The following is a 19533-nucleotide window of genomic DNA, read 5'->3' as shown; positions in this document are numbered from 1 at the left end:
AGTTCAGCTCCCGAATCTTCAAAAGTGCATCATCAACGGTAGCGACCCGCAAAATCGTATTATTGTGCTGCTGCTGACTCGGTCAGTCCCGGGGCAGCGGCAGCCTCAGCAACGCCTTGTGCCTTGCTGGGATCGGTCACCGCGTCGACGCCCATGACACCTGCCAACTGACGGCTACGTGAACGGATGGTTTCCGGCACCTGATTGTCGTCGGCCAGTTGAAGGAACAACGGGCCGGCAAGGTCGGGCTTGTTCATTTGCATGTGCGCGATGGCAACCATCTCGCCTGCGCTGCCGAACCAGGGTTTTCCGGGTACCGCCAGCGGCTTGAGCCGCGCGATGACATCAGTGGGCTTCAGACTATCGTATTCGGCAGCCGTCTGGCGAATCAGCGCCAGATCGCGCAGCGGCTGCGGCAGGCTTTCATCTGCGGCAACCTTGGCAAAGATCGCTGCCGCCGCTTTGGGATCATCCTGCTGCTGCTTGATGCCAGCGGCCAGTATTTGCGACACCGCGCGATATCCAGGCTGATCGGCGGTTTCGAGCGCCTTCAGCGCGTTGGCCGCCCCGGCAAGGTTGTTGTTTCGCACCGCATCGAGCGCGTTGGTCAGTTCCTCGCCGCGTTCGCCCGCTGCTTCGCTCTGCGCGTGCTGGTAGTAAAACCAGCCGCCCAGCGCGAGAAACACGGCGATGATGCCGATCAGAATGATCTTGCCGTAATTCTGGACGATACCGGCCATCTGGTCTTGCCGCAGGGCATCATCGACTTCGCGCATGAACATGTTGTCGCGCGCGGCATCTGCGTCCTTGCTCGGTGTCAGTGCCAATTGGGACTCCCTGGAATCGAACCTTACCGCCGGAAGCGCTCGCCCCGGCTCAAGGTCGCGTCTTTACCCCCCACCACTTGCAAAAGCCATGGCAAATTTGGCGTCAATTCCGCCGGTTTCAGAACCGCTTTCTGAAGCTAAGCGAGACAACCCGGCCCTGCGGATCGATGAACCCGGCCTGATAGCGCAGAGGCACCGTGCCGTCTTGGGTGGTCACTCGCTGCTGGGCGTTGAAGATGTTGTCGATCGACAACCTGAGACGACTTCCCTTGAGGAACGACACCGCCTCGGTGATCTGGGGCTTGTTATCAAAATTGATAAACGCTCGCGCACCGATGGTTGCGATTTCGTTGAAGCGCAGATCAGTGGAGCCAACCAGCCCGCCGCCGTCGACCCGCGAACCGCTCTGGTAATTGCCCGAGAAGCGCAATCCCACGCCGTTGAGGAACAGCCCCCCCTCCATCTCGACGCCATGCCGCGGCACGCCACCGCTCGACCCGGTCGCCGATCCTCCGAGCAGGTCAAGATCGGCAAGGCCGGGCCGGATCCGGATTGTCTCGGCAAACCGGACAGTGTGAAAGATCGATACATTCCAACGTCCGCCGCGGCCACCGGGACCGAAGCCTGGAGGGCCGCCACGCGGGGGGCCGCCAGCGCGAGCGCCGCCGGCCCGAGGCCCGCCACCCGTGCTGGGACCCTGACCGTCGGCACGGGCGCCTTCGCCGCGCGGAGCGCCGCCTCCAGGAGGCGTCCCTGCCTCGGGCGGTGTGGCAGGCTGGCCTTCACCGCGCGGAGGTCCGCCAGCGCCACTGGGCCGCGCGCCTTCGGGCCGCCCGCCGCCGCCGCCAGCACCTGCGCCTGCACCGCGGCGATCATCGCCGCCGATACGCTTGGAAAAGTTGATTCCGTACCGCAATCGGTCGCTGGTCACCCGGTCATAATTGATCGCGCGCTGGTCAATCGCAAGCAAGCTGCCATCGGGGTCGCGGATGATCCTGTCGGGGAACGCCGCCTCGATCTCAGGGGTCAGGATCGGGAACGACGATGTCGTGCCATAGCTGCGATTGCGGATGAACTCGGCGAGGAAATCCAGGCCTTCCACGAAGGGCGGACGATAATTGAGCGAAATCTTCACATCGCGCCGTTCTTCGGGCGTCAGCAGCGGGTTGCCGCCAGAGATGATCGTCGCGAGCACGGTTTCGTTGCGTGCCAAATCGAAGGTGCTGATGTTGGGCGTCACGATGCGCGGATCGCCCAGCTGGCTGATCCCAGGCGCGGCCTCTTCGGCGATCAACGAGGCCTGGATTGTCAGCGTATCAGTGGGGGACCAGTTGAGGCCATAACCGAAACTCAGCAGCCCGCCGACATCGCTCAGCTCCCGATAGCCCAGGTTGCCGTTGACCGAAAGCTTGCCGAACCAGTCGCTCATATACTGATCGACCAGTGGCACATCGACATTGGCCGACACATTGGCTTCGCTTCTGCTGAGCGATGTGCTCGCCTCACCGGCCAGGCGGCTGTCGATCGAATCCTGCAAACGCCGGGCAAAGCCGCCGACCAGTGTCACCGCGAGCGGCCCTGCTGGCAGATCGACTACCGTGCCGTTGACCGTCAGCTGCGAATTAAACAGCTGGTTGCGGCTTTGGGCCGAATCGCTGATCAAGCTCGGCAGCAAGCCGCCCAGTGTCCCTGTGAAGGGGTTGATCGGGTTGGTCGGGCTGGAGATCGCCGCCTGCAATCCCGAGACATCGACCGTCCGGTCGATGATCGTCAGCGTATCGACCCGGGTATAATCCCCCGTGAGCGACCACTTCCATGATGCCGGGAGCACGCCATTGGCATTGAACCCCAAGGAGTAAGTGTCATTGTCGACCGTACGTGTGATCGCGCGCGGATCGCCGAACGCGGTGAGCAGGGTGACATCGCGACTGAACGGCGAGAACGGATTGGTCGCCGGAATGTTCAGCGTGGCGGTGTTAAGGCCCAGCAACGATGTCGCAAAATTGTTGGTGTAGGTCGCGTTGACCTGGACATTTGTATCGGGTCCGAGGTTGCGGATATAGGTGGCATTGGCTTGGATGCGATCCGAATTGGGAATCAGCGTACGGAACTCGCCCAGATCGGTGGTGTTGGCAGCGTTGTTGAATGCCGACAGTGCGGGCGCGCCGGTGATCCCCTGCGGGATTCCTGCCAGGCTGAGCGGACTGCCTGCCAGTGCCGACAACGCCGGATCGATCGCGGCACCGGTGCCGAAGGGCGATGCGCCGATGTTGCCGCCAAGCGCAAACGGGGCGCTGCTATCGGGCTGGACGATTCCGCGCTCGCTCTCCCGCAAGGCCGTGGCCATCTCGTACTCGACATCGATGATCAACCGGGTGTTCTTGCCGAGTTTGGTGAAGGTGCCCTCGATCTCGGTCGTACCATAGCCGCCCTGGGTCGAAAGCCCGTTGTCGATCTCGGCGGCCACGCTTTGGTAATTGTCGACCAGAATGATGTTGATCACCCGCTGGTCGGGGCGGAAGCCGTATCTCAGCGCGAGCTCCTCGGGGAAAACCTCGACCTTCTGGATCGCCTCGGGCGGAAGATCGCGGATAGCGCGGAAGCCTGACACACGCTGACCGTTGAGCAGCACGACCGGGCCATCACCGCCGCGTCCGCGAGCACTTCCGGTTTGCGGCGCGATCTGCTCCAGCAGCTCGGCCAGCGAGGATGCGCCATAGCTGGCGATGTCGGCCGCGTTCAGTTCGGCAACCGGCGGCACATCGGTCTGGATCGCACCGCGCAACCGTTCTGCGGTGACGACGATGGTCTCGCCGTCGCTATCCGGGTCGGCATCGTCGGACGGGGTCGTTGGCGTCTGCGCAGGGGTCTGCACCTGATCATCTGCCACACCATCGGTCAGCGCTGCGGCGTAGACAGCCGGGCTTGCAGAGAGGCTCAATGCTGTCACGAGCGACAGGCCAAGTGTCGGACGGGCAAGCGGCAACAGGCCGGAGAAAGGTCGCAGCGGCGTGATCATGGGGGAGTGGCTCTTGTTCTTGCTGGCACGGGGGAAAGGGCGCAGAGGGGTTGTGTTGCAGCGCAATATGATGCGTCGCCCCACCTTAGCCAGTGCTGAATTGTAACAAATTTTCGCGCAAACGCTGAAATCGTGCGACAGACGGCATGAACTCCCGTCTTTTCTTTTGCACGCTTTGTCTGTAAGGCGCGCTCACATTTGCGCGGACCGTCTCTTCGGATGGCAGCCAATAACGATGGCACAAACCCTGTTCCATCGCCACCAGAACCAAATTGCAGGGGCCGAATGGCAAAAGAAGAACTTCTCGAAATGCGCGGCCAGGTGGTCGAACTGCTTCCCAACGCCATGTTCCGCGTGAAGCTGGAAAACGATCACGAAATCCTGGGCCATACTGCCGGCAAGATGCGCAAGAACCGCATCCGCGTGCTGGTGGGCGATGAAGTTCTGGTCGAACTGACGCCCTATGATCTGACCAAGGGCCGGATTACCTACCGCTTCAAGTAAGGATGGCGGCCATGTTTCCGCTCATCCTTGCATCGGCCAGCCCGCGACGTCAGCAATTGCTGGCGCGGATCGGCGTGACCGCCGATGCGATCGTTCCTGCCGATATCGACGAAACCCCGATCAAGACCGAACTGCCGCGCGTCTATGCGCGGCGGATGGCAGCCGAGAAGGCTGCCGTCGTCGCCGCTTTGCACCCGGATAGCGCGGTGCTGTCGGGCGATACCGTGGTCGCCGCCGGTCGCCGCATCCTGCCCAAGGCCGAGAGCGAAGCCGAAGCGCGGATGTGCCTCGATCTGATCTCGGGCCGCCGCCACATGGTGCTGTCGGCCGTCACGCTGATGCTGCCCGATGGCCGCAGCCTGCACCGGCTGTCCGAGAGCACCGTCACCTTCAAGCGCCTGCATGGCAGCGAGATCGACGCCTATATCGCCGGCGGCGAATGGCAGGGCAAGGCCGGCGGCTACGCCATCCAGGGCAGCGCCGAAGCGCTGATCCGCACCATCGCAGGCAGCTATAGCGGCATCATGGGGCTGCCCTTGTACGAAACCCGCAGCATGCTGGTGACTGCCGGTTTGCTCAACCCTGCCCTTGTAAGTTCGCCAGGATCGGAAAAGGGCGCATGACCCAGTGGCTGTATGAAGACGGCATCGGCGAGGAGCGCGCCGCGCTGGTCGAGCATGGCCGCATCGTGGAAGCCCGCATCCAGCGTACCGACACGCCCCTGGGCTTCGGTGCAATCGTCGAGGGACGCCTGCTCGCCAAGAGCGCGGGCGGCCATCGCGCACGCATCGCGCTGGCCGATGGCAGCGAGGCGATGCTGCAACCGGTCCCCAAGGAACTGAGCGAAGGCAAGACCGTGCGCGCCGAAGTGCTGCGCGAGGCACTGTTCGAGCCAGGCACCGCGCGGCACAAGCCGCCCCGACTGCGCGCCGTTGCCGCCAGCACGCCATTGCGCCCTGCCCCGCGCCTGATCGACCGCATTACCGCCGATGGCCACGAGATCGTCCGTGCGACCGCACATGGCACAGACCTACTCGCCGAATCGGGCTGGCACGATGTGCTGTCCGAGGCCGAGACCGGGCAGATTGACTTCACCGGCGGATCGCTCACTTTGTCGCCTACGCCTGCGATGATGGTGATCGATGTCGATGGCGACATCGCGCCGCGCGCATTGGGCCTGGCCGCTGCAACGCAGGCCGCGCATGCCATCCGCCGTCATGGCATTGGCGGCGGTGTGGTCATCGATTTTCCGACTTTGGCCGACAAGGCTGATCGCAATGCCGTGGCGAACTATTTCGATGCGGCAATGACGATCCCGTGCGAGCGCACCGCAATCAACGGCTTCGCCCTGATGCAGATCGTGCTCAAGCGCGCGCGGCCATCGCTGATCGAACTGCGCGCGGCAGATTCTGTGCGATGGCAGCTGCTCGCCAGCTTGCGCAGCGCGGAGCGCGACGGTGGTACCGGAACGCTGACATTCGCCCTGTCGCTGCGCGAATCGCAGCTGCTGGGGCGAGAGCCTGCGCTGCTCGAGGCGTTGCAACAGCGCACCGGCCGTCCGGTTGCGATCGATGTCCGCCCGGACTAGATAACCGGTTATGTCCAATCCCAGACAAGCCTCCCGGCCCTGCCCATTATGCCGCAAGCCTGCGCGCCCCGACTTTACGCCTTTCTGCAGCAAGGCCTGCAAGGACCGCGATCTGCTGCAATGGCTGGGCGGAGGTTATGCCGTCCCCGGACCACCCGCCGACGAGCCTGATGCGGACTATGATTGAGGCCGTAATGATCCAGATCGATTTTGCTATGGACAAGCATTGCGTTGCCTGACTATAGGCGGCGCTCCAAATCGCCGGTGAGGCGATGCGCGCTGCACTTTAGTGCCGCGAGATGCCCGGGTAGCTCAGTTGGTAGAGCATGCGATTGAAAATCGCAGTGTCGGCGGTTCGACCCCGTCCCCGGGCACCACTTTTTCCCTGATTCCCCGCTTTCTTCGATCGATGCTTGTTCTGATTTGTCGCCGGCTTATGGTCGCGGCTCACGAAAGGATGATGTCATGACGCTCAACGAAACGCTGGTTCCAACCTATCTCCAGATGCTCGCCGCGCTGTCTGCGTGGCTGGGCAAGGCTGCCGACCAACTGCCTGACGACAAGGCCGCGGCGATCATGAACGCCCGGATCGCGCCGGATATGTTCCCGCTGTTCACTCAGATCTGCTTCACCTGCGTGCAGGCCCAAGAGGGGATCTCTCGTCTGCGGCAGGATGACCTGCCGCCTGCGACCGCCGCTTTGCTCGACGAGGGGCGTGGCGCCGGATCAGGAAGCCAGACTATCGCCGATGCACAGGCGCGAATCGCCGACACGCTGCGGATCGTCGAGGCGGCGGCAGCAGACATGCCCGATCTGTCCCCCGACACACCGGTCGCGCACGCGCTGCCCAATGGCATGATCTTCGATCTCACCGCCGCGCAATATGTCCGCGACTGGGCAATCCCGCAGTTCTATTTCCATCTCATGGCAGCCTATGCGATCCTGCGCGCGCAAGGCGTGAACCTGGGCAAGGCGGACTATGTCGCACACATGTTCGGCTTTCTGCGTCCCGGAACGATGCCCGAGCCGGGTTGATCTGCGGGCAACGGGGCAGCCTGAACGCGCGGAGCGATCGACATTGACGCCACCCAGGCGTCATCCACGAGTCCCATTCGCGGACTATCGCTGCAATCTGCAAGGGAGACCCGGACATGGCGTATGTTTCAGCATCTGATGGCACCCAGATCTTCTACAAGGACTGGGGGCCGCAGGACGCCCAGCCAATCATGTTCCACCATGGCTGGCCGCTGTCGTCCGACGACTGGGACGCGCAGATGCTGTTCTTTCTCGACAAGGGCTTTCGCGTCGTCGCGCACGACCGGCGTGGCCATGGCCGCTCCGAACAGGTCAGCGACGGCCATGACATGGATCACTACGCCTCCGATGCCGCAGCGGTCGCCGCGCAGCTCGATCTGCGCAACGCGGTGCACATTGGCCACTCGACCGGCGGCGGGGAAGCTGCACGCTATGTCGCGAAACACGGCATCCCGCAGGGACGCGTTGCCAAGGCGGTGCTGGTCGCGGCAGTGCCGCCGATCATGCTCAAGACCGATCGCTATCCCGATGGCCTCGATATGGAGGTTTTCGACGGCTTTCGCAGCGGGCTGGCCGCCAACCGCGAGGCATTTTTCCGCGATGTCGCATCCGGACCGTTCTACGGTTTCAACCGCGAAGACGCCGAGCCCGACGAGGCGGTCGTCGAGAACTGGTGGCGGCAGGGCATGATGGGCAGCGCCAATGCGCATTACGAGGGCATCAAGGCCTTTTCCGAAACCGACCAGACCGACGATCTCAAGGCCATGACTGTACCTACCTTGGTGCTGCACGGCGATGACGACCAGGTGGTGCCCTATAAGAACGCCGCACTGTTGCAGGCCCACCTGCTGCCCGATTGCGAACTGAAGATCTATGAGGGCCTTTCGCACGGCATGCTGACGGTGAATGCGGACCAGATCAACGCCGACATCCTGGCATTCATCCGCAAATAGAGCAGCGACGCCTATCGTGCCCGGTCCGGATTTGCGCCGGACCGGGCAGAGCGTGCCGTCAAACCTCTGTTCTTTTTATGTTCTACTCTCTATATCCGGTGGGATGAGCGAAAAAACGATTCTCCAGAAGCTGGGCGTCCTTGCCGATGCGGCGAAATATGATGCGTCGTGCGCATCCTCAGGCACGATCAAGCGCGATTCCACCGGCACCAAAGGCATCGGTTCGACCGGTGGGATGGGGATATGTCACAGCTATGCGCCCGATGGTCGGTGCATCTCGCTGCTCAAGATTTTGCTGACCAACTTCTGCATCTATGATTGCCGCTTCTGCATCAATCGCGCATCGAGCAACGTGCCGCGCGCGCGGTTCAACCCGCAAGAGGTCGTGCGGCTGACGCTCGATTTCTACAAGCGCAACTATATCGAAGGGTTGTTCCTCTCCTCGGGCATCATACGTTCGGAAGACTACACGATGGAGCAACTGGTCGAGGTCGCTCGGCTGCTGCGCGAGGAGCACCGCTTCGGAGGCTATATCCATTTGAAGACCATCGCCGGTGCCTCACCCGAATTGATCGCGCGCGCCGGGCTCTATGCCGACCGGCTCTCGACCAATGTCGAGCTGCCCACCGAGGCTGGGCTCAAGAGCTTTGCGCCGGAAAAGACCTCGGCGACGATCCGCAAGACGATGGCGGGCGTGCGCGTTGGTCTCGACGATGCGGCGGAAGCCTTGCGCGGGCGGCTTCTCAAAAAGGCCAAGGCACCGCGCTTTGCGCCTGCAGGGCAATCGACGCAGATGATCGTCGGCGCGGATGGTTCGCGCGACGATGATATCCTGCAATCGGCGACCAGCCTGTATTCGGGGTATAAATTGCGCCGCGTCTATTATTCCGCCTACAGCCCGATCCCCGATGCGAGCAGCGACCTGCCCCCGGTGCGCCCGCCGCTGATCCGCGAGCATCGCCTGTATCAGGCGGACTGGCTGCTGCGCTTCTATGGCTTCTCGCGCGCCGAGATCATGGAGGGCGCCGACGATGGCATGCTCGACCTGACGATCGACCCCAAGCTGGCCTGGGCGCTGCAACGGCGCGAGTCCTTCCCGGTCGATATCAACCGGGCGCCGCGCGAGATGCTGCTGCGCGTTCCGGGCCTTGGCACCAAAGCGGTCGAGCGGATCCTCATGGCGCGCAGGCTGGGCGCGGTGCGGCTGGGCGATCTGGCCAAGCTCACCGCGTCGGTGAAGAAAGTGCTGCCGTTCATCACCACCCCCGACTGGCGGCCCGGGGGCCTCACCGACAGCGCGAACTTGCGCGCGCGCTTTGCTCCACGGCCCGAACAGATGAGCCTGGCGCTCTGAGGGCCTGAGCGATGCGCGAGGTCATCCTGCACCGGCCGGGCGACTTTGCCGAATGGCGCGATGCAGCGCGTGGCCTGCTGGCGGCACAGGTGCCGCCCGAAGACATCGTCTGGCGACAGGCGGACGAAAGCGCGTCATTGTTCGCCGATATCGCGCCGCTTGAACCCAAGCGCACGGTCACCCTGCCCCGCGCCTTGGTGACGACGCTCGACCGGGTCATCTGCCACCGCGATCCGGCGGTGCCGACGCGGCTGTACAAGATCGTCTGGCGCGCGCTCACCGACCGGCGGCTGCTCGAGCGACGCACCGACGACGATATCGACTGGCTGGCCAGGGCGGACAAGTCGATCCGCCGCGATCTGCACAAGATGCACGCCTTTGTCCGCTTCCGCAGACTGGGCGAGGGCGAGGATGGCCGCGAGTCCTTCGCCGCTTGGTTCGAGCCCGAACACCGCATCGTGCGGCTGGGCGCGCCCTTCTTCCGCAAGCGCTTCTATGGCATGGACTGGGCGATCCTCACGCCGGATGCGCGCGCGATCTGGCAGGACGAAACGCTGACCTTCGGCCCCGGCGGGACGCGTGACGAGGTGCCCGATTCCGACGTGGTCGAGGACCAGTGGCGGATGTACTACGGATCGATCTTCAACCCCGCCCGGGTCAAGATCAATGCGATGCGCGCCGAGATGCCCAAGAAATACTGGCACAACCTGCCCGAGGCGCAAGACATCGGCCCACTGCTGGCGGGCGCAGGCGCACGGGTTGAGAAAATGCGCGAGACCGCCGTCCAACTCGCCAACCCACGCAGCGACAAATGGCGCGTGCGTGGCGAGGAACCGGCGGTGGTGGCACAGCATGGCGCAACCACGCTGAGTGAGCTGGCGCAGGGCATCAACGCCTGCACCCGCTGCCCGCTCCACTGCAATGCAACCCAGGCGGTGGGAGGCGAAGGCAGCGCCGAAGCGCGGATCATGCTGGTCGGAGAGCAGCCCGGCGACCGCGAGGATCTGGTAGGCCGCCCGTTCGTCGGCCCGGCAGGCCAGTTGCTCGACGACGCTTTGGGCGAGGCCGGGCTCGACCGTGCGAAGCTCTATGTCACCAACGCGGTCAAGCACTTCAAGTTCGAGCCGCGCGGCAAGCGCCGCCTGCATCAGAACCCGAGCACCGGGGAGATTGACATCTGCCGCTGGTGGCTCGATCAGGAACGCGCACTGGTCAAGCCCGATATCATCGTCTCGCTGGGTGGCAGCGCATTGCGCGGGCTGACCGGCAAAAGCGCCAGCATCAGCTCGGTCCGCGGCCAGCCGATTACATTGGCCCAGGGCGAAAGATTGGTCGCCTCGGTACACCCCTCGTTCCTGCTGCGCCTGCCCGATCGCCAGCGCGCGGCCGCCGAACGCAGCGCTTTTGTGGCTGATCTGGCTGCCGCTCTGGAGCTTGCGAAAGGTTCAAGAACGTGATTCAGTTTTATGCAACCCGCTTCACGCCAATGCGTATGGGTGGCATGTTGACCGCCTGTAGCAATCTAGACCACCCGCTGGCACAGCGCTTTCGTGCCTTCATCAAGACTCCGGAGTTCCCTTGCGTTGGCGCCAAATCGGCGCTGGCCAAGGGGCAGATGCGGATCATCGTTGGACGCGACTTGCGTTCGGGCTGGGATGACCTGCGAATCCTGCCTTCGCTCATGGACATTGCGCAGGATTATGCACGCGATCCCGTACCGTTCCAGTCATTGGCGGTGGTATTCGAAGAAGACGCAGGGCTGACCGAGGAACAGTTCGAGCGGCATCTGTGGCAACGCGTGCAGTCGTTGACCGATAAGGACGCATGGCTGGGGCAGAAATCCGATCCGCGCGTCAGCGCCGATCCTGATGATCCGCATTTTTCGCTGAGCTTCGGCGGCGAAGCCTTTTTCGTCGTCGGTCTGCATCCGGGCGCCAGTCGCCCTGCGCGTCGGTTCGAGCGCCCGGCTCTGGTGTTCAACCTGCACGATCAGTTCGAGCAACTGCGCGCATCCGGGCTTTACGAAAAATTGCGCGGTACGATCCTAGACCGCGACATCAAGCTGGCGGGCGATATCAACCCGATGCTCGCGGTGCATGGCACGATTTCCGAAGCGCGGCAGTATAGCGGCCGCGCCGTCGATACCGCATGGAAATGCCCGATGAGTCAGCGCAAGATCACTGAAAATGCTTTCTGAGCACGGACACGAAATCCCGCCCCGTTCGGGTACTGCTTTCGAGCTACGCAAGGGGCAGACGCTCAGGGTCATCGATGTGCGCGGCGAGCAGGTCGCCGATCTGCTGGCGTTCAGCCGCAGCGATATCCACGAGGTGATCTCGTCAGGCCGTACGCTTGACTACGCCAGTCGCATCTACCTCACCACCGGCGATCTTTTGTATTCCAACCGCAGCACCGTGATGCTGGAAATTACCGCCGACGAGGTCGGGCGTCACGATTTCCTGCTAACCCCGTGCTCCAAGGATACGTTCCGGATCATCTATGGCGATACCGATCCGCACCGTGGCTGTTTCGGCAATCTTGCTGCCGCGCTTGAGCCGTACGGCGTTACCGAAGACATGATCCCTATCGCGTTCAACTGCTTCATGAACGTGCCCGTTGATGGCGAAACCGGTGAACTGAGGGTCGACCCGCCGCGTAGCAAGGCTGGAGAAAGCGTGAGCTTCCTGGCGCATCAGGACCTGATCATCGGGCTGACCGCCTGCTCGGCGCTGCAATCGAACAATGGATCGTTCAAGCCGATCGCGTATGAGATATCCAGCTGAACAATAGCAATGCAAGACCATTGCGGTTCAAGCGATCTTAACCGGGCTCTTCTAGACCGGTGGCAATTGCCATCCTAGCCGGAATCGATCGCCCGCATGCAGCCCGTCGCCTCTCAAGTCCGCTTTCTGCTGGGTGATCGCCCCGTTTATGCGGCACGGCGGATGCTGGTGCCGATCGGTTATGGGCTCGATGCGATTTTGCAGAACGCCCCCCTAAACTCTGCCGCACTTCCTGCCGATGCCGACGGTTATCGCCTGCAGTCGGTACCGGCAGGCCGTATCGATCATCTGAACCGCGATTTTGCCGGCCTAATTGCATCGCAGCCGCAGATCTATGCGCGGCATTACATCGACATGGCGCTGGGGCATGATGGCTATATGGCGCAGTTTTCATCCAAGACCCGCGCCACGCTCAAGCGCAAAATGCGCAAACTCGCCGATGCGGGTGGCGGAATCCTCGATATCCGCAGCTATCACGGGCCTGATGAACTCGACGCGTTCTTCAAGGCCGCACTGCCGCTTTCGGAGCAAACCTATCAGGCGCGGCTGCTCGATGCCGGATTGCCGGGCAACGCCGCATTCCACGCCGAGGCGCAGAGGCTGGCCGAAGCCGATAATCTGCGCGCCTATGTTCTGTTTCTCGCAGGACGCGCGATCGCCTATCTTTATCTTCCGGTGGTCGATGATGTGCTGATCTATGCCTATCTCGGCTACGACCAAGCCAGCGCGCATTTATCTCCGGGAACGGTGTTGCAGATGCACGCGCTCAAACAGCTGTTTGCCGAGCGACGATTCCGGTATTTCGATTTCACTGAAGGCGACGGTGCGCACAAGGCGCTTTTTGGCACCCATCAGGTCCAATGCGCAACGGTGTTCCTGCTCAAGCCCACGCTTGCCAACCGTGCGCTGCTCAGCGGACAACGCAGGTTCAATGCTGCGGTCGAAGGCACTGGTGCGTGGCTTGATCGGATCGGTGCGAAGGCCAGGATCAGGAAACTGCTCCGCAGGTAAGGCTTGCGCCCTGCCGCCTAGATCGCGACGATCGAATCCAGTGCGGCAAACTCGTTGAAGAAGAGCGTCGAAGCAATCCCCGTCTCGTAGCGCATGCGGCTGAAAGCCTGTTCGCCATAGCGCAGCGCGGTCCTGACGAAGTTGGCTGGGAGGGTGGTCATCGGTTTTTTGGCGTGCGGCACGAGCCCGTTGAAACCGATCGGCTCGAGCCGGTTGTGCTCGGCAATGTTGCGACACATGGCCTCAAACCGCCGGATGACGATGCCATTGCCACGGCTGCGATCCCGCGAAAGCAGTTCGAAGCTGTGGCTGACGATGGTGAAGCATGGCCAACCATCCTCTGCCGCATGCGCCAGCGCATCGCGCATTTCCCACGCAGAAAGCGCACACAATTGTACTGCACGGATGTTTCCGGGACGGTCCTCGATCATGCTGACAGGGATGATACCGACCCCCAGATGTTCGCTGAACGGGGGGGTCTGCGATGGCAGGTCGATGGCGCATTCACCCGACAGGAACGCGGGGTTAAAGCTGCTGTCATATTGCACGCCGAGGGCGCTCAATGCGCGCAGAGTGTTATCGTTGGCACCAAAATTCCCTGCGCGAAAGGCGGTCGGCTTGGGCGCGCCTGCGATCATGAGCAACGCGCGCGCCTGCTCGAGCAGGCGGATCTGGTCGTCGAGCGAGAAATCGGCGATGTTGCGGCCACGCAGATGCGCATGCTCGTGGTCGTGGGCAAACTCGAGCCATTCGGTGTGGATGTGCAGTTGCACCTCGTGCCCGCGCTTCAAGATAGGCTCGACGATACGGGCGATCACTCCTGGTCCATAGACCAAAGCGGGCATCGGATCGACGAAGAACACACCCGTCAGCCCGGCGGCTTCGAGCCGATCCATCTGATAGAAAATGCCGTACTCGCCATCGCGGCACTTGCCCGCGACCGAACTGTCGAAATTGTCCTGCGCGCTCGCACCCTGCTGAAAAAGCCTCAGCGACAACTCGGTATCGACGGTGAACTGAACCTTGGTGACCATCATCCTGCTCTATGTCGAGGTGGGTTAAAACCGGCTTACCAAAGTCGCAGCTTTCATCAGCCGTACATGAAGCGGTCGAATTCGTCTATCCGATGTTAACTCTTCGATGTTTCGAATCGGGCCATGCGCATCTCTATCTGCAGCACCGTTGGGATGAACCGTACCTCACGCACGGTAGCCAACACACTTATTGCTAATAGTTTTCAATTGCAGAGATAAATGTGCCACCATGGCTTTTGACGGTTGAATTGCCCGGTCAAGCGGCCTAGGCAAGCCCCCTAGGCGACGATTCAGGTCGGCAAAACCGACGTGCGCCGACATCAGGTCGTGAAACGGATACGTATATTGCCGGATTTCTGTTCAGGGAACGCACACCTTATATCCTTATCCCATTCCCGCATCCCCTGCAGGCAGTTTCGGCCAGACTTCATAACTTTCGGAAAGGAATGACCATGGCACGCAAGAAGATCGCGCTGATCGGCGCAGGCAACATCGGCGGAACGCTCGCGCACCTCGCAGCGCTCAAGGAACTGGGCGATGTCGTGCTGTTCGACGTGGTCGAAGGCGTGCCGCAGGGCAAGGCGCTCGATCTGTCGCAGTGCGGCCCGGTCGAAGGCTTTGATGCCAAGATCACCGGCACCAACGATTATGCCGATATCGCAGGCGCCGATGTCATCATCGTCACCGCAGGCGTCGCCCGCAAGCCGGGCATGAGCCGCGATGACCTGATCGGCATCAACCTCAAGGTCATGAAGGCCGTGGGCGAAGGCATCGCCGCCAACGCACCTGGCGCCTTCGTCATCTGCATCACCAACCCGCTCGACGCCATGGTCTGGGCGCTGCGCGAATTCTCAGGCCTGCCGCACCACATGGTCGTCGGCATGGCAGGCGTGCTCGACAGCGCGCGCTTCAGCCACTTCATCGCCGACGAATTCCAGGTCTCGGTGCGCGACGTCAACACCTTCGTGCTCGGCGGCCATGGCGATACCATGGTCCCAGTCGTCCAGTATTCGACCGTCGCCGGCATTCCCGTGCCCGATCTGATCAAGCAGGGCCGCTCGACCAAGGAGCGCATCGACGAAATCGTCAAGCGCACCCGCGGCGGCGGCGGCGAGATCGTCGCATTGCTCAAGACCGGTTCGGCATACTACGCGCCTGCGGCCAGCGGCATCGCGATGGCCGAAGCGTATCTCTCGGACCAGAAGCGCCTGCTGCCCTGCGCGGCCTATGTCGAAGGCAAGTACGGCCTTGATGGCCTGTATGTCGGCGTTCCGGTGATCATCGGTGCCGGCGGCGTAGAGCAGATCGTCGAGATCGAGCTCGACGACGAAGCCAAGGGCAACCTGCAGGTCTCGGTTGACGCGGTCAAGGAACTGCTAGACGCGTGCAAGGCCCTGGATTCGAGCCTCGCCTGATAGCGGCCGTGAACGCCCGGGCGCTGATAGCCTGGCGATCACGGCAGGTTTCTCGCATTTGTGCAGGATCGACGCGATCGCCGGTCCCGAACTGAAGGAACAACAATGAGCATTCTCGTCAACAAGCACACCAAGGTGATCACGCAGGGCATGACCGGCGCGACCGGTACGTTCCACACCGAACAGGCGCTGGCATATGGCACGCAGATGGTCGGCGGCGTGACCCCGGGCAAGGGCGGCACGACGCACATCGGCTTGCCCAACTTCAACACCGTCGCCGAAGCCAAGCATGCGACCGGCGCGACCGCGACCTGCATCTATGTTCCGCCGCCGTTCGCAGCCGATTCGATCCTGGAAGCGATCGACGCCGAGATGGAACTCATCGTGGCGATCACCGAAGGCATTCCCGTGCTCGATATGGTCCGCGTCAAGCGCGCGCTGGTCGGCAGCAAGTCGCGCCTCATCGGCCCCAACTGCCCCGGCGTGCTGACCCCCAACGAGTGCAAGATCGGCATCATGCCCGGCAGCATCTTCAAGAAGGGCTCGGTCGGCGTCGTTTCGCGCTCGGGCACGCTGACCTATGAAGCCGTGCACCAGACCACCGCAGTTGGCCTGGGCCAGACAACGGCTGTCGGAATCGGCGGCGATCCGGTCAACGGCACCAACTTCATCGACGTGCTCGAACTGTTCCTGGCCGATGACGAAACCACTTCGATCATCATGATCGGCGAAATCGGCGGCAGCGCCGAAGAAGAAGCCGCGCAGTTCATCAAGGACGAAGCCAAGCGCGGCCGCAGCAAGCCGATGGTCGGCTTCATCGCCGGCAAGACCGCACCTCCGGGCCGCCGCATGGGCCATGCCGGCGCGATCGTTTCGGGCGGTGAAGGCGGCGCGGACGACAAGATCGCGGCGATGGAAGACGCGGGCATCCGGGTATCACCCTCGCCCTCGCTACTCGGCACGACCCTGGCGGAACTGCTCGAGACGGTGTGATCTGAATAACCCTCTCCCTTCACGGGAGAGGGAAAGCATCGCGGAGCGATGCGAGGGAGAGGCCTGGGAGCACGACCGGTAGCGCGTTTTCCTCCTCTCCCAGCTTCGACTAGGCGCTCGCAGCGCCAAGTCTGCGCAACCCTCTCCCTCGGTGGGGAGAGGGGATATTGGGACGCTAGTTTATGACCTACGACGCACATGATTTTGACCCCGCAGAAGCTCCGCAGGCCGGACCGAGCTGGCAGCCGAGCAACTGGCCGCTTAGCGATGGCGACGATCTGACCGCAGCACTCGACCCCATGCAGATGCAGGCGGCGGTCAAGGCGGCGATCCGCGATGCGAGCAAGGGCGGCGGCAAGCCGGTCGACGAAGCGTTGATCGCACGCGCTGCGGATCGCTCGATCCGCGCGATGATGCTGATCCGCACCTACCGGGTGCGCGGCCATCTGGCAGCCGAGCTGGATCCGCTGGGCCTGTCGCAGCAGGAGCTGCCCGCCGATCTCACCCCCGAATATCACGGTTTCACCGCGGCCGAGATGGACGAAGAGGTCTTCCTGGGCGGCACCATGGGCTTCGACAAAGCGACCGTCCGCCAGCTGATCGATACGCTGCGCGCCAATTATTGCGGCAAGGTCGGCCTTGAATACATGCACATCTCGGATGTGGAGGAGCGCCGCTTCTTCCAGGACCGGATGGAAGGCGTCGACAAGGGCATCGAGTTCACCGAGAACGGCAAGAAGGCGATCCTTGCCAAGGTGATCGAAGCCGAGACCTTCGAGAACTTCCTCGGCAAGAAATATGTCGGCACCAAGCGCTTCGGGCTCGACGGAGGCGAATCGATGATTCCTGCGCTCGAAGCGGTGATCAAGTATGGCGGCCAGCTCGGCCTTAAGGAAATCGTCTACGGCATGCCGCATCGCGGCCGCCTCAACGTGCTCGCCAATGTGATGGCCAAGCCCTATCGCGTGATCTTCCACGAATTCTCGGGCGGCTCGGCCAACCCCGATGATGTCGGCGGGTCGGGCGATGTGAAATATCACCTCGGCACCAGCACCGACCGCGAGTTCGACGGCATCAGCGTTCATATGTCGCTGGTCCCCAACCCCTCGCACCTCGAAGCCGTTGATCCTGTCGTGCTGGGCAAGGTTCGCGCGCAGCAGGTGGTGCGTGACGATCTCGATCATCACACCCAGGTGCTGCCGGTGCTGCTGCACGGCGATGCCGCGTTTGCAGGCCAGGGGATCGTGTGGGAGTGCCTCGGCTTTTCGGGCATCCGCGGCTACAACACCGGTGGCTGCATCCACTTCATCGTCAACAACCAGATCGGTTTCACCACCAGCCCGCAGTTCGCGCGCTCCTCGCCCTATCCGTCGGATGTCGCCAAGGGGGTTCAGGCTCCTATCCTGCACGTCAACGGCGATGATCCCGAAGCTGTGACCTTCGCCTGCAAGATGGCGATCGATTTCCGCCAGCAGTTCCACCGCGATGTCGTGATCGACATGTGGTGCTATCGCCGCTTCGGCCACAACGAGGGCGACGAACCAAGCTTCACCCAGCCGCTGATGTATTCCAAGATCCGCCAGCACCCGCGGGTCAGCAAGATCTATGGCGACCGGCTGATCGCGCAGGGCGTGGTGAGCCAGGACTGGATCGACGGCAACGCCAAGACCTTCTCGGACCATCTTGAGGTCGAGTTCGAGGCGGGCAAGAACTACAAGGCCAACAAGGCCGACTGGTTCGCTGGGCGCTGGTCGGGGCTGCACATGCCCGCCGACCCTGAAAGCGCGCGCCGCAATGTCGAGACCGGCATCGACAAGAAATTGCTCGAAAGCTTGGGGAGGACGTTGACCACGATCCCCGAAGGCCATGAAGTGCACAAGACTTTGCGCCGCGTGATCGATGCCAAGCGCGAGATGTTCGCCAAGGGCGAGGGCTTCGACTGGGCGACCGGCGAGGCGCTGGCGTTCGGGTCGTTGGTGTCCGAAGGCTATGCCGTCCGGTTGTCGGGCCAGGATTCGGGGCGCGGCACCTTCAGCCACCGTCATGCGGTGTGGATCGACCAGAACACCGGCGGCCGCTATTTGCCGCTCGAGCAGGTTCCGCATGGCCGGTTCGAGGTGCTCGACAGCCCCTTGTCCGAGTATGGCGTGCTCGGCTTCGAGTACGGCTATGCGATGGCTGACCCGAAGACCCTTGTGCTGTGGGAAGCGCAGTTCGGCGATTTCGCCAACGGTGCGCAGATCATGATCGATCAGTTCATCGTCAGCGGTGAGGCCAAGTGGCTGCGTGCCAACGGCCTGGTGCTGCTGCTGCCGCATGGCATGGAGGGGCAAGGCCCCGAGCACAGCTCGGCGCGTCTCGAACGCTTCCTGCAGATGTGCGCGGGCGACAACATCCAAGTGTGCAACATCACCACGCCGGCCAACTACTTCCACGTTCTGCGCCGCCAGATGCACCGTCCGTTCCGCAAGCCGCTGGTGATCATGACGCCCAAGTCGCTGCTGCGGCACAAGATGGCGGTCTCCAAAGCCAGCGACTTTGCGACCGGCAGCCATTTCATGCGCATCCTGTCCGATCCCAACCAGCCCGAAGACAAGGACGTCAAGCGGCTGGTGCTGTGCTCGGGCAAGGTCGCGTTCGATCTGATGGAGGCGCGCGACGCCGCCGGCGATACCAACACCGCGATCATCCGGCTTGAGCAGCTCTATCCGTTCCCGGGCGAGCCGCTGACCATTCGCCTCAAGCGCATGGTCAATCTCGAAGAGGTGGTCTGGGCGCAGGAAGAAGCCAAGAACAACGGCAGCTGGTTCTTCGTCGAGCCGTTCATCGAGGAGTGCCTCGCCGATGCAGGCGTCGCGCCCAAGCGGCCTCGTTATGCAGGCCGGGTTGCGGCGGCATCGCCCGCCACGGGGCTCGCCAAGCGTCACCAGGTGGAGCAGGGCGCGCTGATTGCAGACGCGCTGGGCCATGATGTCCGCGAAGAAATCCGCCGTCAGCGCGGCGACTGACCGCTGCAA

Annotated in this window: 17 protein-coding genes and 1 tRNA gene; 15 read left to right on the top strand and 3 right to left on the bottom strand. The window is 62.7% G+C overall.

What is annotated here, in order from left to right; translation table 11 throughout:
* Window positions 1-59 precede the first annotated feature (59 nt).
* Both IEW00_RS09315 and IEW00_RS09310 read right to left on the bottom strand, forming a co-directional pair.
* Window positions 60-827, bottom strand: a complete 768-nt coding sequence (locus IEW00_RS09315) for a tetratricopeptide repeat protein (protein WP_229736927.1) — start codon at window positions 825-827, stop codon at window positions 60-62.
* Window positions 828-945: 118 nt separating this feature from the next.
* Window positions 946-3846: a TonB-dependent receptor gene (locus IEW00_RS09310; protein ID WP_188514129.1), complete on the bottom strand. Its 2901-nt coding sequence runs from the start codon at window positions 3844-3846 to the stop codon at window positions 946-948.
* 285 nt (window positions 3847-4131) lie between these two features.
* Between IEW00_RS09310 and infA the strand changes: the two genes are divergently transcribed.
* The 12 genes from infA to IEW00_RS09250 all read left to right on the top strand — a co-directional run bounded on the left by infA (window position 4132) and on the right by IEW00_RS09250 (window position 13074).
* Window positions 4132-4350: a translation initiation factor IF-1 gene (gene infA / locus IEW00_RS09305; RefSeq protein WP_010162480.1), complete on the top strand. Its 219-nt coding sequence runs from the start codon at window positions 4132-4134 to the stop codon at window positions 4348-4350.
* 11 nt (window positions 4351-4361) lie between these two features.
* Window positions 4362-4973: a Maf family protein gene (locus IEW00_RS09300; protein WP_188514128.1), complete on the top strand. Its 612-nt coding sequence runs from the start codon at window positions 4362-4364 to the stop codon at window positions 4971-4973.
* Window positions 4970-5938 (top strand): ribonuclease E/G, encoded by a 969-nt coding sequence (locus IEW00_RS09295; RefSeq protein WP_188514127.1) that lies wholly within the window; start codon window positions 4970-4972, stop codon window positions 5936-5938. The genes IEW00_RS09300 and IEW00_RS09295 overlap by 4 nt, the downstream gene beginning before the upstream one ends.
* A gap of 10 nt (window positions 5939-5948) precedes the next feature.
* Complete coding sequence (locus tag IEW00_RS09290; protein ID WP_188514126.1) at window positions 5949-6125, top strand: DNA gyrase inhibitor YacG; 177 nt, start codon at window positions 5949-5951, stop codon at window positions 6123-6125.
* A 114-nt stretch (window positions 6126-6239) separates the two neighbouring features.
* Window positions 6240-6315: transfer RNA gene (locus IEW00_RS09285), tRNA-Phe, on the top strand.
* Between the two features lie 88 nt (window positions 6316-6403).
* Complete coding sequence (locus IEW00_RS09280; protein ID WP_188514125.1) at window positions 6404-6973, top strand: DUF1993 domain-containing protein; 570 nt, start codon at window positions 6404-6406, stop codon at window positions 6971-6973.
* A 116-nt stretch (window positions 6974-7089) separates the two neighbouring features.
* Window positions 7090-7926, top strand: a complete 837-nt coding sequence (locus IEW00_RS09275; RefSeq protein WP_188514124.1) for an alpha/beta fold hydrolase — start codon at window positions 7090-7092, stop codon at window positions 7924-7926.
* A 103-nt stretch (window positions 7927-8029) separates the two neighbouring features.
* Complete coding sequence (locus tag IEW00_RS09270; protein ID WP_188514123.1) at window positions 8030-9280, top strand: putative DNA modification/repair radical SAM protein; 1251 nt, start codon at window positions 8030-8032, stop codon at window positions 9278-9280.
* An 11-nt stretch (window positions 9281-9291) separates the two neighbouring features.
* Window positions 9292-10737 carry a UdgX family uracil-DNA binding protein gene (locus IEW00_RS09265; protein WP_188514122.1) on the top strand — a complete coding sequence of 482 codons (1446 nt, stop codon included), beginning with the start codon at window positions 9292-9294 and terminating at the stop codon, window positions 10735-10737.
* Window positions 10738-10781: 44 nt separating this feature from the next.
* Window positions 10782-11477 (top strand): guanitoxin biosynthesis heme-dependent pre-guanitoxin N-hydroxylase GntA, encoded by a 696-nt coding sequence (gene gntA, locus IEW00_RS09260; protein WP_188514121.1) that lies wholly within the window; start codon window positions 10782-10784, stop codon window positions 11475-11477.
* On the top strand, window positions 11467-12063 hold the full coding sequence (locus IEW00_RS09255; protein WP_188514120.1) for a DUF1989 domain-containing protein: 597 nt from the start codon (window positions 11467-11469) through the stop codon (window positions 12061-12063). The genes gntA and IEW00_RS09255 overlap by 11 nt, the downstream gene beginning before the upstream one ends.
* Before the next feature lie 96 nt (window positions 12064-12159).
* Window positions 12160-13074 carry a GNAT family N-acetyltransferase gene (locus IEW00_RS09250; protein ID WP_188514119.1) on the top strand — a complete coding sequence of 305 codons (915 nt, stop codon included), beginning with the start codon at window positions 12160-12162 and terminating at the stop codon, window positions 13072-13074.
* A 17-nt stretch (window positions 13075-13091) separates the two neighbouring features.
* Here the strand turns inward: IEW00_RS09250 and IEW00_RS09245 are convergent, their stop codons facing one another.
* Window positions 13092-14111: a polysaccharide deacetylase family protein gene (locus IEW00_RS09245; RefSeq protein ID WP_188514118.1), complete on the bottom strand. Its 1020-nt coding sequence runs from the start codon at window positions 14109-14111 to the stop codon at window positions 13092-13094.
* Window positions 14112-14560: 449 nt separating this feature from the next.
* Between IEW00_RS09245 and mdh the strand changes: the two genes are divergently transcribed.
* The 3 genes from mdh to IEW00_RS09230 all read left to right on the top strand — a co-directional run bounded on the left by mdh (window position 14561) and on the right by IEW00_RS09230 (window position 19524).
* Window positions 14561-15523, top strand: coding sequence for a malate dehydrogenase (gene mdh / locus IEW00_RS09240; RefSeq protein ID WP_188514117.1), 963 nt, complete (start codon window positions 14561-14563; stop codon window positions 15521-15523).
* Window positions 15524-15628: 105 nt separating this feature from the next.
* Entirely contained in the window at window positions 15629-16516 is an 888-nt protein-coding gene (sucD, locus tag IEW00_RS09235; RefSeq protein ID WP_188514116.1) for a succinate--CoA ligase subunit alpha, read from the top strand.
* Window positions 16517-16698: 182 nt separating this feature from the next.
* On the top strand, window positions 16699-19524 hold the full coding sequence (locus tag IEW00_RS09230) for a 2-oxoglutarate dehydrogenase E1 component (protein WP_188514115.1): 2826 nt from the start codon (window positions 16699-16701) through the stop codon (window positions 19522-19524).
* Window positions 19525-19533 lie beyond the last annotated feature (9 nt).

It is taken from the genome of Blastomonas aquatica, assembly GCF_014639875.1.
GTDB classification, from domain to species: Bacteria; Pseudomonadota; Alphaproteobacteria; order Sphingomonadales; family Sphingomonadaceae; genus Blastomonas; species Blastomonas aquatica.
Note: the sequence above shows the minus strand (reverse complement) of the source record. Positions and strands in the feature narration are given on the sequence as shown.